This is a genomic window from Longimicrobium sp., from assembly GCF_035474595.1.
Lineage (GTDB): Bacteria > Gemmatimonadota > Gemmatimonadetes > Longimicrobiales > Longimicrobiaceae > Longimicrobium.
Genome location: NZ_DATIND010000049.1, coordinates 1 through 15328 on the forward strand (window position 1 = coordinate 1; position 15328 = coordinate 15328).

17 protein-coding genes are annotated in these 15328 nt (G+C 71.6%); 8 read left to right on the forward strand and 9 right to left on the reverse strand.

Going from position 1 to position 15328, the window contains the following annotated elements; translation table 11 throughout:
- Window positions 1–471 precede the first annotated feature (471 nt).
- From VLK66_RS09535 to VLK66_RS09570, 8 genes are all read left to right on the forward strand, one after another.
- The gene (locus VLK66_RS09535; protein WP_325309169.1) at window positions 472–1335 is read left to right on the forward strand and encodes a carotenoid biosynthesis protein; all 864 of its coding nucleotides are present in this window, start codon (window positions 472–474) and stop codon (window positions 1333–1335) included.
- Window positions 1332–3482 (forward strand): squalene/phytoene synthase family protein, encoded by a 2151-nt coding sequence (locus VLK66_RS09540; RefSeq protein WP_325309170.1) that lies wholly within the window; start codon window positions 1332–1334, stop codon window positions 3480–3482. Before VLK66_RS09535 ends, VLK66_RS09540 begins: the two co-directional genes overlap by 4 nt.
- Window positions 3483–3514: 32 nt before the next feature.
- Window positions 3515–4147: a hypothetical protein gene (locus tag VLK66_RS09545; RefSeq protein WP_325309171.1), complete on the forward strand. Its 633-nt coding sequence runs from the start codon at window positions 3515–3517 to the stop codon at window positions 4145–4147.
- Window positions 4140–4853, forward strand: coding sequence for a 1-acyl-sn-glycerol-3-phosphate acyltransferase (locus VLK66_RS09550; protein ID WP_325309172.1), 714 nt, complete (start codon window positions 4140–4142; stop codon window positions 4851–4853). Before VLK66_RS09545 ends, VLK66_RS09550 begins: the two co-directional genes overlap by 8 nt.
- Window positions 4850–6013: a glycosyltransferase gene (locus tag VLK66_RS09555; protein ID WP_325309173.1), complete on the forward strand. Its 1164-nt coding sequence runs from the start codon at window positions 4850–4852 to the stop codon at window positions 6011–6013. The genes VLK66_RS09550 and VLK66_RS09555 overlap by 4 nt, the downstream gene beginning before the upstream one ends.
- An 88-nt stretch (window positions 6014–6101) precedes the next feature.
- Window positions 6102–6638, forward strand: coding sequence for an isopentenyl-diphosphate Delta-isomerase (idi, locus tag VLK66_RS09560; protein ID WP_325309174.1), 537 nt, complete (start codon window positions 6102–6104; stop codon window positions 6636–6638).
- Between the two features lie 421 nt (window positions 6639–7059).
- Window positions 7060–7734 (forward strand): NAD-dependent epimerase/dehydratase family protein, encoded by a 675-nt coding sequence (locus VLK66_RS09565; protein WP_325309175.1) that lies wholly within the window; start codon window positions 7060–7062, stop codon window positions 7732–7734.
- 135 nt (window positions 7735–7869) lie between these two features.
- Window positions 7870–8865, forward strand: coding sequence for a hypothetical protein (locus VLK66_RS09570; RefSeq protein ID WP_325309176.1), 996 nt, complete (start codon window positions 7870–7872; stop codon window positions 8863–8865).
- Between the two features lie 284 nt (window positions 8866–9149).
- On the opposite strand, the gene VLK66_RS09575 is transcribed toward VLK66_RS09570, so the two are convergent.
- The 9 genes from VLK66_RS09575 to VLK66_RS09615 form a co-directional block, all read right to left on the reverse strand.
- A complete protein-coding gene (locus VLK66_RS09575; protein ID WP_325309177.1) occupies window positions 9150–10469 on the reverse strand; it encodes an RNA polymerase sigma factor in 1320 nt (439 codons plus the stop codon).
- A 2-nt stretch (window positions 10470–10471) separates the two neighbouring features.
- Window positions 10472–10876 carry a tRNA (N6-threonylcarbamoyladenosine(37)-N6)-methyltransferase TrmO gene (gene tsaA, locus VLK66_RS09580; RefSeq protein WP_325309178.1) on the reverse strand — a complete coding sequence of 135 codons (405 nt, stop codon included), beginning with the start codon at window positions 10874–10876 and terminating at the stop codon, window positions 10472–10474.
- Window positions 10877–11218: 342 nt separating this feature from the next.
- A complete protein-coding gene (locus VLK66_RS09585; protein WP_325309179.1) occupies window positions 11219–11701 on the reverse strand; it encodes an SRPBCC family protein in 483 nt (160 codons plus the stop codon).
- 1 nt (window position 11702) lies between these two features.
- On the reverse strand, window positions 11703–12113 hold the full coding sequence (locus VLK66_RS09590; protein WP_325309180.1) for a VOC family protein: 411 nt from the start codon (window positions 12111–12113) through the stop codon (window positions 11703–11705).
- A 45-nt stretch (window positions 12114–12158) separates the two neighbouring features.
- Window positions 12159–12710, reverse strand: coding sequence for an SRPBCC family protein (locus tag VLK66_RS09595; RefSeq protein WP_325309181.1), 552 nt, complete (start codon window positions 12708–12710; stop codon window positions 12159–12161).
- Between the two features lie 40 nt (window positions 12711–12750).
- Window positions 12751–13134, reverse strand: a complete 384-nt coding sequence (locus tag VLK66_RS09600) for a YciI family protein (protein WP_325309182.1) — start codon at window positions 13132–13134, stop codon at window positions 12751–12753.
- A gap of 79 nt (window positions 13135–13213) precedes the next feature.
- Window positions 13214–13645: a DoxX family protein gene (locus VLK66_RS09605; RefSeq protein WP_325309183.1), complete on the reverse strand. Its 432-nt coding sequence runs from the start codon at window positions 13643–13645 to the stop codon at window positions 13214–13216.
- Window positions 13646–14158: 513 nt separating this feature from the next.
- The gene (locus VLK66_RS09610) at window positions 14159–14584 is read right to left on the reverse strand and encodes a YciI family protein (RefSeq protein ID WP_325309184.1); all 426 of its coding nucleotides are present in this window, start codon (window positions 14582–14584) and stop codon (window positions 14159–14161) included.
- Window positions 14585–14737: 153 nt separating this feature from the next.
- The gene (locus VLK66_RS09615; RefSeq protein WP_325309185.1) at window positions 14738–15196 is read right to left on the reverse strand and encodes a DUF1579 family protein; all 459 of its coding nucleotides are present in this window, start codon (window positions 15194–15196) and stop codon (window positions 14738–14740) included.
- Window positions 15197–15328 lie beyond the last annotated feature (132 nt).

Below are 15328 nucleotides of genomic sequence, written 5' to 3' on the forward strand. Positions count from 1 at the left end.
TTCACTCCCGGCGCCGTGAACTCTTCGAAAAACTTCCTCCGCTGCTCCTCCACCGTTCCACTCCAGGGCATGCCCAAGCCTCCTTTGAAGGTCTTGGGCGTTCATTCTGGAGTGTCACCCATCTCTCCGAACGGGTGTAACTTATGTCTCCGGTCTATACAGCAGTTTTGGGGGAGAGGGGGCGGGGGGAGAGGGTCGCGGGCGCTGGAGCGACGCACCGAACCCGTCATCCGCCGCGCCCTGTCAGCTTTCCCGCTCTTGTCCACCCTTTGTCAAACTATCACCCCTCCAGATGCTTGACAAGGTTTGTACAAGGTTATAGGGTTCCCGTGCAGGCAGCGAGGGTGCCATCCGAATTGGCGGCATCGGCCGTATCTCCCCTGCGGGGCGGTGTGTGGGTACGCATGCCGGCGCCGCGGCGGATCTGCGAACCCACGGCGCGCGGCGCGACGCGCGGACAGGGAGGGTGCGTTGAGGGACACGGGCATGGCGAACGGCGGGGCGGGGGAGCGCGCGGCGAGGTTCGCGCTGTGGGCGCTGTATGGCTTCACCGCGCTGGCGGTGGCGGGCTTCGCCACGTTCGGAACGCATCCGGCGCTGCTGGCGCGCTTTCCGGGCGCGGCGGGGTTCTACGGCGTCGCCTTCACCTTCTTCTCCCGCGCGCAGATCCTGCTGGCCGCGGCGGCGCTCGCGCTCTTCCTTTCCGTCCACGCCGGGCGGCGGTGGACCGGCGCGTTCCTCCTTCTCTACCTCGTCTCCCTCTCCAGCGAGCTGATGGGGACCACGGTTGGGCTCCCCTTCGGCCCGTACTCCTACACGGACGCGCTGGGGCCGAAGTGGTTCGGGCACGTGCCGCTTCTCATCCCGCTCAGCTGGTTCTTCATGGCGGTGCCGTCGTACGCGCTGGCGGGAATCCTCATCCCCATCGGCTCGCGGCCGTGGCGGCGCGTGCTGCTGGCGTCGTTCGTCCTGCTGAGCTGGGACCTGGCGCTGGACCCGGCGATGAGCCACGCCACCGCGTACTGGGTGTGGGGCGCGCCCGGACCGTACTACGGGATGCCGCTGCTGAACCTGTTCGGCTGGTACGCCACCGGGCTGGCGCTGATGGGCGCGCTGGCCACCGTCCGCGCGGACCGGTGGATCGCGCGGCTGCCGGCCGGGTGGCTGGCCGGCTTCTATGCGGCCAACCTGCTGCTGCCGCTGGGGATGATCATGGCGCGCGGGTTCTGGCCCGCCGCGCTGGTTACGCTCGCCGCCCTGGGCGCCGCCGCGCTGCTGGCGCGGGCGATGGCGCCGCGGCGCCCCGGCCTCTCGATGACGGAGGCCGCCGCGTGAGCCCGGCGGTCGCGTGGATGCCGGGCGCGCCGGCGGAGGCCGAGACGCTGGACGGGGCGCGCGGGCGCGTCCGCCAGTCGCTCGTGGCCATGGCGGGGCAGATGCGGACGATGGGGATGCCGCGCATCGGGTGTGACGGGCAGCTGATCCGGCCGGTGGCGGCGTACGCGGCGGCGCGGTGCGGCGCCTTCGCGGAGTGGCCGCGGATGTGGAGCGCGGCGCTGGCCGTGCAGCTGGCGCACGAGGCGTCGCTGGTGCACGACGACATCGTGGACGGCGCGGGTACGCGGCGCGGCGAGCCGACGCTGGCCGCGGTCGCGGGCGCCGGCGCGGCGCTGGTGGCGGGCGACCACCTGCTGGCGTGGGCGTACCGCATGGCCGCGCGCACCGCCTCGCTCGCCTTCGCCGACCTCTTCGCCGAGGCGGTGGAGGCGACGATCGCGGGGGAGATCGCGCAGGGACGGTCGGTCGGCCGGGCGCTGGCGCCGGGCGAGTACGAGCGCATCGCGCGCGACAAGGCGGGCGCGCTCCTGGGGTGCGCGCTGGCGGCGCCGGCGGCCATCGGCAGGCGGGCGGACACCGCGTGGAACGTGCAGGTGCGCGACCTCTACGAGCTGGGGCGCGGGCTCGGCCTGCTCTACCAGCGGCTGGACGACCTGCTGGACTACTGCCCGCGCACGGAGACTGGAAAGCCGCCGCTTGGCGACCACGCGCAGCGCCGCTGGACGTGGGTGATGGAGGAGCTTCCGCCCGCCGCCTTCGGCGCACCGGTGGAGGATGCGCTCGCCGCCCTCCATTCCGTCGAGGGGGATGGGGAGACGCCGATCCGCCGGCTGCTGGCGCGGCTGGAGGCCGATTTCGCCGCCTTCGAGCTGCAGCGCGCCGACCTGCTCCCCGGCGACGCGCTGATCGCGCAGCTCGCCGCGGACTGGCTCCGCCGCGCGCACGACGCCGTCCGCCGCGAGGAGGTCGCCCAGGCCGCGCGCGCGCCCGTCTCCATCGCCATCCGCTTCCCCGGCGGGGACGAGGATTCGCGCGTCGGCGGCGCATCTCCCGTCCCCGGCGAAGCCGCGGCCGAGCCCGGGCGGATCGCGGTGCCGGGCCTCGCCGCCCGCGCAAACGTCGCCCGCCGCATCCGCGAGCGCGTGCCGTCGCCCGCGGAGTGGCGCGGGTACATGGCGCGCAACAGCCGCTCGTTCGCCTTCGCCGCCCGCTTCTTCCCTTCCGCGGCGGCGGAGCAGGTCGCCCGCGTCTATGCATACTGCCGCGTGACCGACGACCTGGTGGACCGCGCGGACGGGGAAGATGCGGCCTCGCTCGACGCGATCCTCACCGAGTGGGTGGATCTCTCCCGCCGCGCGTACGACGGCGGGACGACGGGGATGGAGCTGCTGGACCGCGCGATGGGGGAGATGGCGTCCGCGGGGGTGCCGTTCACCTACGCGGCGGAGCTGGCCGAGGGGATGCGGATGGACCTGCGCGGCGAGGCGTATCCGACGATGGACGCGCTGCGGACGTACACGTACCGCGTCGCCTCGGTCGTGGGGTTGTGGATGACGGAGCTGTTCGGCGTGCACGATGCCGCCACGCTCCGCCGCGCCGCCGCGCTCGGCCACGCGATGCAGCTCACCAACATCCTCCGCGACGTGGGCGAGGACGCGCGCGCCGGCCGCCTCTACCTCCCCGCCGACCTGATGCAGCGCCACGGCATCACCGCGGCCGCGCTGGCCACGATGGGCGGCGGGGGCGCTCCGGTCTCGCCATCGTACGCCGCGCTGCTGGAGCAGCTGATGCGCGCGGCGGAGGCGGATTACGCGCTGGCGCTCGCGGCCATTCCGCGGCTGCCGGACTTCTTCCAGCGCCCCGTGGCCGTCGCCGCGCACGTGTACCGCGGCATCCACGGCGCCATCCGCCGCAACGGCTACGACAACCTGCGCCTCCGCGCGCGCACCACCGCGCCGGGGAAGGCGCTGCTCGCCGCACGCGCCCTGTGGGAGCTGCGCGGCTGTAGAAGGGCGAATGAATTCGCGGCAACAACGGCCCAAAGTCCGCCTTCGCGGACTCGTTCCGCACCATCGCCGCGGCTCCGAGCCGAAGGTGCCTCCTCGATGGTGCTTCGAAGCCACTCGTCACCGATGTCGCAGTAGTCGAGCAACACAGAAATGAAGCGGGAGATCGAGTGGGACGAGCAAGGACGGGAATCATCACCATCATCCTCATCACCACCGCCGCGCTGGCGCTCGCCGGCGCGCCGCTGCGCGCGGATGCGCCACATCCGCATCTCCCCGCGCCTGCAGTGACGGGGGACGAGCGCGTGGACCTGGCGCCGCTGCGCGACCTGTATCTCCAGTCCGTGCGGGACTCGCGCGCCATCGCGAAGGGGATGGAGGAGATTGAGCGGGTGCGGGCGCGCGCCGCCGTGCAGGCGGGGACGCCGCTGGACGCGACGCTGACGGCGTACCGCGGCGCTCTGGTGACCCTGCGCGCCAAGCACGCGTTCTGGCCCGCGCAGAAGCTGCGGTTCCTGCGCGAGGGGCTGGCCATCCTGGACGCCACCATCGCCGCGCACCCGGAGCACGCCGAGGCGCGCTACCTGCGGCTGATGAGCTGCTACTACCTTCCCGGCATCCTGGGGCGCGGCGGCAGCGTCCGTGAGGACTTCGCCGCGCTGGCGCGTCTGCTGCCCCTGGTGCGCGCGCAGTATCCGCCACCGCTGTACGACGCGATCGCGCGGTTCGTGGTGGAGCGCGGACGCCTTCCCGCGGCCGAGCGCCAGGCGCTGGAGGCTACCCTGAAGCGTGCCGATGCGTAGCCGTTTCTCGCCCGCCGCGCTGCGGACCTTCGAGCTCTTCTTCCGCCCCTGGCAGCGCCGCCGCATCGCCGCGACGCTCGTTTCCGGGCTGCCGCGCGCGCTCCCGGCGGAGGTGCCGCTGGTGCTGGCGGCACAGCACGTGAGCTGGTGGGACGCCTTCACGCTGCGCGAGGTGCACCGCATCCTCCGCCCCGGCGCGCCCATCTACTCGCTCATGGCCGAGCGCGAGCTGCGGCGCTTCCCCCTCTTCGCGCTGATCGGGGCGTTCGGAATGGATCCCGCGCGCCCCGCGTCCGTGCTGCACGCCGTGCGCTGGCTGGCCGCAAGGGTGCGCGAGCGCCCGGACGCGACCGTCATCTTCTTCCCGCAGGGGCGCATCTGGCCATCGCACCGGCGGCCACTGGGGTTCCGCAGGGGGATCGAGGTGTTCGCGCGCCGGCTCGGCCCCTGCGCCGTCCTCCCCGTCGCGCTGCACCACGAGCCGCTGAACGCGCCCGCGCCGACGGTCGTCGTCTCCGCCGGCGCGCCGGTGATGGCCGATGGGGAGATCGACCACCGCGCGATCGAATCCGCCGTGGAAGCCGAATCGGACCGCATCCTGGACTTCCTTTCGCGCCACGGGGAGGACGCGCCGCGCCGCTGGCCGGGGCCGTTCGAGCGCCTCGAATCTCCCTCCGTCCCCATCCAGTCGCCCGCGGTGCGATGACGGTCCTCACGATCCTGGACGCCGCCTCCGCCGCGCTGCTGGCGGGGACGCTGATCGTCGCGCTCGCCAACCTGTTGAGCGCGCCGAGGTTGGAGCGTGCGGGCGAGCCGCGGGCGACGCCGCTCGTCAGCATCCTGGTCCCCGCGCGCGACGAGGCGGCGAACCTGCGCGCGCATCTCCCGCTCCTGCTCGCGTCCGATTATCCGCGGCTCGAAGTGATCGTGCTGGACGACGGGTCGGGGGATGACACCGCCGCGGTCGCCCAGTCGTTCGCGCGCGGAGATGCCCGGCTACGCGTAGTCCGCGGAGCCGATCTCCCGCCGGGATGGCTGGGGAAGTGCTGGGCCTGCGCGCAGCTCGCCCGCGAGGCCCGCGGCGACGTCCTGCTCTTCTGCGACGCCGACGTGGCCGCCGGCCCGCGCGCCGTCGCCCGCACCGTGGCGGCGATGGAGCGCCACGACGCGACGGTGGTGACGGCGATTCCGCGGCACCGGCTGGAGACGTGGGCCGAGGCCGCGGTGGTGCCGCTCGTCGCGCAGCTTCCCGTCGCCGCCACGCTGCCGCTTGCGCTGGTGCCGCGCGTCCCCGCGCCGTCGCTGTCGATGGCGAACGGGCAGTGGCTCGCCTTCAAGCGCGACGCATACGCCTGGGCCGGCGGCCATGCATCCGTCCGCGGCGAGGTGCTGGAGGACGTGCACCTCGGCCGCGCGGCGAAGCGCGCCGGGCTGCGCCTGGTCGCCACGGTGGCCGCAAGCGACCTGTCGGTGCGGATGTACTCGGGGTGGCGCGAGGTGCGCGCGGGGTTCGGCAAGAACCTCTACGCGCTGTTCGGCGCGCGCCCGCTACCGTTCGTCACGGGAGTGTGCGTCGTCCTGCTCGCTGCGGTGTATCCTTGGATGGCGGCGGTGCGGGGAAGCACTGCGGCGCTCGGACTGCTGGGGATGCTGCTCGCCGTCCGCGCCTCCGGTGCGATCCTCTTCCGCCAGCGGTGGACAACGGTCGCGCTGCATCCGCTCGGCGTGCTGCTGGCGCTCGGGATCGCGATAGATTCGTACCGCACGCGCGGCCGCATCACCTGGCGCGGCCGGACGGTGCGGGTGGGGGCGATGGAGCGCGGCGGGATGAAAGGGAAGTCCCAAGTCCTGAGTCCTAAGTCCTAAGTAGCACGGAAGATAACATTTGTCACTTAGGACTTGGGACTCAGGACTCAGGACTTCTGTTCGACCTGAAATCGGAGCAAATCGCCGGATGGTGGACGCGCGGGAGACGGTGGTCCTGGTCGACGAGCACGACCGCGAGGTGGGGCTGGCGCCCAAGCTGGACGCCCACGTGAGCGGCGCGCTGCACCGCGCGTTCAGCGTGTTCGTGCTGAACGCGCGCGGCGAGGTGCTGCTGCAGCGCCGCGCCGACGGCAAGTACCACTGCGGCGGCCTGTGGACCAACACCTGCTGCGGCCACCCGCGCCCCGGCGAGCCCGTGGCCGCCGCCGCCCGCCGCCGCCTGCGCGAGGAGATGGGCTTCGACTGCGTGCTGGCCTCCGCCGGCGCCTTCGTTTACCGCGCCGATGTCGGCGGCGGGCTGCGGGAGCACGAGTACGACCACGTGTTCATCGGCCGCCACGACCTGGCGCCCGCGCCGGACGCCGAAGAGGCCAGCGACTGGCGCTGGCAGTCGCCCGATTCCGCCCTCGCCGAGGCCGAGGCGCATCCGGAGCGCTTCACCCCCTGGTTCGCCCTCGCCCTCCGCAAACTCATCGAGCGCCGCGGCGGGGATCTGGCCGCGTAAACCGGCACTCCATTTCAACGCACACAAAGACGTCATCCTGAGGCCGGCCACGCTGAAACCGTTTCTGCGCAATCGCTTGCAGGCCGAAGGATCTACAGGCGAGGTCGCACGTGCGGTTCCGGATCGCACGATCGGATCGATGCCCGGATTCGGAGATTGTGCAGAGAAATGCGAGCCGCAGAGGAATCGAATCCCCCTGCGGCTCTTTCGATGCTGCTTGTGCGCGGCGCCTTCGGTGCGGAGCTTGGTCACACATCCGGACGAAGGGCCCGGTGTGTCGCCTCGGCGGACGTGCGGAGACGGGGTATGGATCCTTCGGCCTGCAACGTCCTGTGCGGAAACCGGTTGCGGCGTGGCCGGCCTCAGGATGACGTCCGGCGGGAGAGGCGGGAGAAATCACCAAAAGAGGGGATGGGGACCGATGAACGTGCTGCTGTTCGGCGCTACGGGGATGGTGGGGCAGGGGGCCCTGCGCGAATGCCTGCTCGATCCCGGCGTGGGGCGCGTGGTCGCCGTCGGGCGGCGGGCGACGGGGCAGCAGCACGAGAAGCTGCGCGACCTGGTGGTCCGCGACATCGGCGACCTGTCCGCCGTCGAAGGGCAGCTGGCGGGCTTCGACACGTGCATCTTCGCCGTGGGCGTCACGTCGGCGGGGATGGACGAGGCGGACTACACGCGGCTGACGTACGACCTGACGCTGGCGGTGGCGGGAACGCTCGCGCGGCTGAACCCCGCGATGACCTTCATCTACGTGTCGGGGACGGGCGCGGACAGCAGCGAGCAGGGGCGGGTGATGTGGGCGCGCGTGCGCGGGAAGACGGAGAACGCGCTCATGAAGATGCCGTTCGAGGCGGTGTACATCTTCCGCCCCGCGGTCATCATCGCGCTGCACGGAATCACCTCGTCGACGCGCATGTACCGCGTCCTGTATGCGGTGCTGCGGCCGCTTCTTCCGGTGCTGAAGAGGGTCATCCCCAGCAAGGTCACCACCACCGAGCAGATGGGCCGCGCGCTGCTCGCCGTCGCGCGCCGGGGCTACCCCACGCCCATCCTCGAATCGCGCGACATCATCGTCGTCGCAACCGGCGCGGGCTGAAAAGAAATCTGTGGCGTCGATCGTTTCGCGACGCTTGCATCGGCCGGCGCCAGACGTTTATCTTGCAGTTCCAGCCATCATGCCCGCGGCCGATCCCATCTTCCACCGGCCGAATCCACCCGTCCATCCCCGTTCATGACCCTCCACACCGACGGGTCGCCCGCGCCCACGCGCCGCGTCGAGATCCACGTGACGCCCGCCCGCGCCGTTCCCGAGCCGCCCCATCCGCTCGACTCCATCCTCCCCTCGTCGCTCTGGGCGGGGCTGCCGGCCACACTGGCCGTGATGGCCGCCGGCGTCTACATCACGCGCTCGCCGCTCGCGGGGATCTTCGGGGGGATGTGCTTCGCGGGGCTGTGCTGGGCGCTGGCGCTGCTGGTAAACCTGGGCTCGCCTGCGCGGTCGGCGCGCGCGCCGGTGTTCGCGGCGGCGGTGATGCTGCCGCTGGCCGGGGCGATGTGCCTGCACGCCAGATCGCGATGGGCGCAGTACGACGCCGACGTGACGGCGCTGACGGCGCGCTCGGGGCCGCAATTCGTGGCCCGGCTGATCGGCGACGCGCCGTTCCTGTACCGCATCCCCACCATCCACGCGATGCGGCTGTGCGCCGACGACGCCTACGCGTACGGGCAGTTCGTGACCGGGCAGTACGGGCTGAACGACGGGCTGGGCGTGCCGGGGTGGCCCACGGACGACTACATGGCGCACCCGTCGCGATATCCGCGGGTTTCGGAGTGGTTCACGAGCTTCGGGCATGCCAGTGAGGCGCTGCGCCGCTCGTTCGGCGAATACTTCATCGAGCGCGGCGAGGCGCACTTCCGCGAGGCCGGCATCCCCGCGCCGGTGGTGAAGGAGATCGTCCGCGGGATGCGCGAGGCGCTGCGGACGCCCGACGCGACGCGCTCGTTCGACGCGATGGACCGCTTCGCCGCGGCGGGGCTGGCGCTGGACAATGTCCTGCGCGCGGAGGAGATCCAGGCGCAGCAGAGCTGGTCGTACCGGGTCCGCTTCCGCGACGAGGGCGCCGCCGGGGAGGTGAACCGCCGGATCGAGGCGCTGAAGGAGGCGCAGCGGCAGCTGGCGGAGTACGACACCCCCGGCCAGCAGCCCGCGCCGTCCGCCGCGCCGTAATACCGAATCCGGGCTGCAAGCGCTTGCGCTGAACCGGGATGCGGCGCGGATGGCACCCCGCACCGGCGACTGAAAGTCGCAGCAACAACTACGGGAAGCCTCGCAAACTGCGCGAGGCTGATCCGCTCATTCCGCGGCCTCCGCGCTCACGACCGAGGTTCGGCTCCACCGGAAGTCCGCGAAGGCGGACTGCGTGCCGTTGTAGCCGCGAGTTCACTCGCATTTTCGCGCAACAACGTATCCGCGGCGCGCTGTTCATCCCCCGCCTTCGCTCGCCTTCGCGATCAGTTCGCGCCGGCGCCGCCATCCGAATCCCCCTCCGCTTTTCCATCCCCCGGCCCCGCCACGCACGCAGCCGCGCGGCCCAGCAGCAGGTCCTGCTCGCGCTTGTTCTGCGTGAGCGAGGCGGCGCGCTCGAACTCGGCCTTCGCCTCGTCCAGGCGGCCGAGCTTGAACAGGAAGTCGCCGCGGACGCTGGGGAGGAGGTGATACGACTTCAGCGTGGGGTCGTCCACCAGCGTGTCCACCACCGCCAGCCCCGCCGCCGGCCCGAACGCCATCGCCAGCGACACCGCGCGGTTCAGCTCCACCACCGGCGAGGGCGCCAGCCGCGACAGCGCGCCGTACAGCGCGGCGATGCGCGCCCAGTCGGTGTCGGCGGCGGTGCGGGCGCGGGCGTGGCAGGCGGCGATGGCGGCCTGCAGCGCGTACGGCCCCAGCGCGCCGCCGAGCGCTTCGGCGCGCTCCAGAGCCGCCAGCCCGCGCCCGATCAGCAGCCGGTCCCAGCGCGAGCGGTCCTGGTCCAGCAGCAGCACCGGCTGGCCGCCGGGGCCGATACGCGCCCGCAGCCGCGACGCCTGGATCTCCATCAGCGCCACCAGGCCGTGCACCTCGGGCTCGTCGGGCGCCAGCCCGGCCAGGATCCGCCCCAGCCGCAGCGCGTCCTCGCAGAGCGCCGGGCGCATCCAGTCGTCGCCCGCCGTGGCCGAGTACCCTTCGTTGAAGATCAGGTAGATGACGCCGAGGACCGACGAGAGCCGCTCCTGCAGCTCGCCGCGCGGCGGCAGCTCGAAGGGGACCTTGGCCTCGGCCAGCGTCCGCTTGGCGCGCACGATCCGCTGCGCCAGCGTGGCGACGGGGACGAGGAACGCGCGCGCGATCTCCTCCGTCGTCAGGCCGCCCAGCAGGCGGAGGGTGAGGGCGACCCGCGCCTCCATCGCCAGCACGGGGTGGCAGCAGATGAACACCAGGCGCAGCAGATCGTCGCCCACGTGGTCGTCCAGCGAGGCGTCCAGGTCGGGGACGGCGCTCTCCTGCTGCTGCTCCAGCTCGTGCCCGAGCTGCGCGTGCTTGCGGTCCAGCAGCTTGTCGCGGCGGAAGCCGTCGATGGCGCGGCGCTTGGCGGTGGCCATCAGCCACGCGCCGGGGTTGTCGGGAACGCCCGTCTCCGGCCACCGCTCCAGCGCCGCGACCAGCGCGTCCTGCGCCAGGTCCTCCGCCGTCCCCACGTCGCCCGTCATCCGCGCCAGGCCGGCGATCAGTTTGGCGGACTCGATGCGCCAGACGGCGTCGATGGCGCGGTGGGTCTCGGCGGCGGTCGTCATCGTCAGCGTTCCCCCAGGCCGCCCAGCACGGGCTTGATGTCGATCACCGGCGTCCCGTCGATCGCCTCCAGCGCGTCCACGCGGAAGCGGTTCGAGCCCGTCTCGGCGATGCGGACGCGGTGGATGCCGATGGGGTTGGGGCGGTCGGGAGAGCGCGTGCTGAACACGCCCGTGAGCGGCGCGTCCGGGTTGCCGCGCGGATGCACGGAGAGCGCCGTGCGGTCGCCGCGATCGAGCCAGGTGAGCACGAGGATTTCATCCCCCGTCTTCAGGTCCTTCGCCGCCTCCGCGAAGGCGGGATCCAGCTCCAGCCACGCCGAGGGCGCGCCCTCGTCCGCCTGGCGCGGGGCGTCCGCGCGGGTGGCGAGCGTGGAGCGGACGTGGCCGATGGAGATGACGTCGAACACGCGGGTCTCTCGGGAACGGCGGGGGGCGGTGGATTCCGGAACCGCACAAACGTATGGACTGGACCCCTTGGCGGGAAGATGCTTCGTGCCGCCGCGGTGGCTGTCGTCGCGAGGATCCGGGGCCGGTGGGGGGCGGCGGGCATCGCTCCCGGGCGAATAAATTCGCGGCAACAACGGCCCGAAGTCCGCCTTCGCGGACTGCTCTCCGGCATCTCCGCAGGTGGAAAGCGCGGTGAATCTTCTGGCCGGGCGCTCGGGCGATAGCGAGGTCATCCTGAACGCGAGCCGGCCCGGAATCGTTCGATTCCGGGCCGGCTTGTGATCCATCGGGTGCGAGGCGTCTCAGGTCATCGTCGCGAGATATTCGGCGAGGCGGTCGAGGCTTTCGGCGGCGCCGTCCTTCATCCCCGTGGCCAGCGCCGCGTCGCGGTCCGCGCGTGACGGGTAGCGCATCCGCGTGGTGACGGTGGTGCGGCCGTCCGCCTCGTCGAAGGCGACCGTGTTCACCGTGTCGGCCCAGCCGCCGCCCCACCGCTCGGTGTGCTCCAGCCGCGCGGGCGCGGCGACTTCGCGGTACTCGCCGCTCATCTCCATCTCCTCCCCGTCGTCCCTGCGCCACCCGAAGCGCCACGCGCCGCCGGGGCGCAGGTCCAGCTCGCAGACGGGCATCGTCCACCCCTCCGGGCCCAGCATCCAGCGCGTCAGGTGCTCCGCGCGCGTCCACGCCTCCCAGACCAGGGCGCGCGGCGCGTCGAAGGTGCGCGTCATCACGATCTCGTCGTCCGCCGGCGTGGCGATCTCGAGCGCCGGTGCGAGCGTCGTCATCTCAAACCTCCTGCTCGCAGTTCACCATCCACGGCGTGCCGAAGCGGTCGGTGAACATCGCGAACCGCTCGGCCCAGAAGGTCTTCTGCAGCGGCATCGACACCGCGCCGCCCTCGGAGAGCGCGTTGAACAGGCGCTCGGCATCGGCGATCCGGTCCACCCGCAGGTTGAGGGTGGTTCCGCGCGGCTTCTCGTACTGCCCCGGAGGCGCGTCGCCGCCCATCAGCACCGTGCCGTCCACCGTCATGCGCACGTGCACCACGCGGCCGTGCGTCTCCGGCGGCATCTGGTCGCGCATCGGCGTTTCGCCGTAGGTCATGATGAAGTCGATCTTTCCGCCCAGCACCTGCTCGTAGAAGCGGAACGCCTCGGCGCAGTCGCCGTCGAAGCCCAGGTACGCGTTGATCAGCATCGGTGCACTCCTCGGTGGTCTGAAAAGTTGGGGATGATGCGGCGCTCAGCGGGCCGCGACCGCGGTGCTCGCCTGCGCCTCGGAGACGCGCTTCAGGTCGGCCAGCCCCTTCTCGAACTCGCCGCCCACCATGCGGTCCATGTTCATCACCAGCGAGACGGCCTTCCCCAGGAAGCCGTTGCGCCCGCTCATGGCCCAGGTGACGGCCACGCCGCCCGGCGCGGGCTTCAGCGTGAACTCGATCTGGTGCGTGGCGGCCATGGGCTTGATGAAGTCCGCCCGCACCGTCACGCGCTCGTTCGGCCGCACCCCGGAGATGGTCATCCGCCCCTCGCCGGCGCGCTTGCCCACGAAGTGGTAGCTGCTGCCGACGCCGGATGCGGGGCCGGCGAAGGCCAGGCGGATACCGGGATCGGACTTCTCGAACGGGTTCCACTGCCCCCAGCGGTGCAGGTCGTCGAGCTGCGCGTACACCACCTCCGCCGGGGCGGCGATGGTGGCGGTGCGCTGGATGAGGAACGCGTCCGGCCGCGTGGCGACGACGATGGCGAGCACGGCCAGCACGGCGGCCAGGCCGATGGCGATCTTCGCGAGCATGGGTTCACCTCCTCGGTGGGTTCGGGTGATGGGGGGAGGGTCAGGCCCGCGCGGCCAGCTCGCCGGCCGCGGCGAGCTCGGGCTGCGAGGTGAAGTCGCAGATCTGCCGCAGCTCCGTCTCGCCGTCGCCGGCCACGGCCAGGAAGCGGCGCGTCCACTCCACCGCCTCCTCCTTCGACCGCGCCTGCAGCAGCGCGAAGCCGGCGATCAGCTCCTTGCTCTCGGTGAACGGCCCGTCCGTCACCGTCACCTTCCCGCTGTCCAGGCGGATGCGGGCGCCGGCCGCGCTGGGCATGCACCCCTCGGTGGCCAGCAGCACGCCGGCGTTCGTCATCTCCTCGATCAGCTTTCCCATCTCCGCCATGTGCCCGGGGGTGGGCGGCTCGCACGTCTCGGGGGCCCGGTAGATGGCCAGGAATCGCATCGTCTTCTCCTCGTGTCGGGTCGAACCGGCTGCCGGGCGGAACCGTTCCCGCCCGGCGTTCTGGGGATGGAGATGGAGATCAGCTCGCCGGCTGCAGCACCGCGCGGCGGCGGGCGGACGGCTGGATGGGGGCGATGCGCGTGCGGCCCCAGGCGACGTACGCGGCGAGGAGGCCGACCACGAACGGCACCAGCGCGGGGGCGATGGCGCCGCCCTGCAGCGTGACCACCACGGCGCCGCACATGATGACGACCAGCCCGGCGGCCGCGAGCGGCGTGAGCGAGGGGCGGATGCGCAGCAGGGCGGGGAGGACCAGGCCGATGGCGCCCAGCGTCTCGCACACGCCGATGAAGCGCAGGAACCAGCCGGGGAACGCCACCGGCCTCGCCATCGCCTCGATCGGCATCACCAGCTTCATCACGCCGGCGAAGAGGAAGAGCGCGGCCAGCAGCGCCTGCACGGTCCACAGCAGCACGGAGGCCTTCTTCGAGGTCTGGGTGAGCGTCGGCATCGTCGTGTCTCCTGGTTTTGAGGTTCGCCGGTTCGGGCTTCGCTTCGGGGCTTCATCCCCGGCTCTACTCATCCGACGAACGACTCGCCGCCCGTTCGACACGACCTTTCGCACCGCTCCAAAGATTCCACAAAATGGTTGGTGAAGCGTCCTTCAACCAAACCCAGTCATCCCCACGATCGACGTCATCCTGAGGCCGGCCACGCCGTCCCCCATTCTCTCACGAATGGCTGCAGGCCGAAGGATCTATCGGATGACAGCACGTCAGCCGGAGGATTCGCACCATCCGCCGGACCGGGTCGGTGCGCGACGGCCGGGGCAGTAGCGGGAGCCGGCTATGGATCCTTCGGCCTGCATACGCTTGTGCAGGGAAAAGGCAGGATTGGCCGGCCTCAGGATGACGTCTCTTCTTTGCCTGATCCAGTCCGGTTGAATCCCCCCAAAGCAGCAGAGCCGGCGGAGGAAAACCCTCTGCCGGCTCTGCTGCTCTACCGTGAGACCTGCGACCGGCGACTACTGCCGGGCGGCGACCTCGGCGCGGAGGCGGTCCTCCTGCTCGCGCAGCTCGGGGGTGAACTCCTCGCCGAAATCCTCGTTCTCGAAGATCTGGCGGATCTCGATCTCCGACTCGCCCGGCATGGGGTTGGGGCAGCGCTTCACCCACTCCACCGCCTCGTCCATCGACTTCACCTGCCAGATCCAGAAGCCGGCGATCAGCTCCTTGGTCTCCGCGAACGGCCCGTCGATCACCGTGCGGCTGCTGCCGGAGAAGCGGACGCGCTTGCCCCTGGCGCTGGAGTGCAGACCCTCGCCGGCCAGCATGATCCCCGCCTTCACCAGCTCCTCGTTGAAGTTGCCCATCGCGGTGAGCAGCTCCTGGCTGGGCATCACGCCCGCCTCGCTGTCCTGCGTCGCCTTCACGATCACCATGACTCGCATCGTCGTATCCCCGTTCCGTGGGTTCTCGGTCGTGCGGCGGGCCCCGGCAGGCCGGGCGTTGAACCGTCGCCTCAACATGGCGACGAACCAGTCTCGCGGAAATCGACAGCGGGGCGCGCGCGAGACATTCTGGTACCCGCGGCGGATGCGCCGTCAGCCCGGCGACGCCGCCAGATCGCAGAGCGGGAGCCAGGTTTCCCCATCCTCCGTCCGCTCCCAGTGGATCTCGAGCCCGCCGCCGCGCGCCGTGACGGTGCCGCGCTCGCGCTCGCCCGTGAGCGTCATCACCCCGCCGCGCACCTGCGTCGCGTAGACGCGCGCGAAGCCCAGGTTGTCGAACGCGCGGGTGACGAGCGCGCCGGCGTCCGGATCGATCCCGACTACGCCGATGCCGGTGTGGCGCGAGCCGCCCATCTCCCGGTCCCAGCGGTTCACCATGAACCAGCCGCCGGGAAGCCATTCGTACGATTCCGTGCCCGTCACCCGCGTTCCCGCGGCGCCGGACGCACCTTCGCCGAGCGCGCCCTCCGTGCGCCAGCTGCCGGCGAACGCATCCAGCGCGTCGTGCTCGGGGCCGCGCGCGGGCGGCTGCCCGGTCGCTCTCTCCGTCATCCCCACCTCCCCTGTCTGATACCGGATCTCGCAATCACCCGTGCATTCCAAACGCACAGAGAGACGTCAATTGGAGTTGCCCCACTTTCGTGGACACCTGGTTAGTGGGGATCAAGCGGCTTCGAGAAGCGG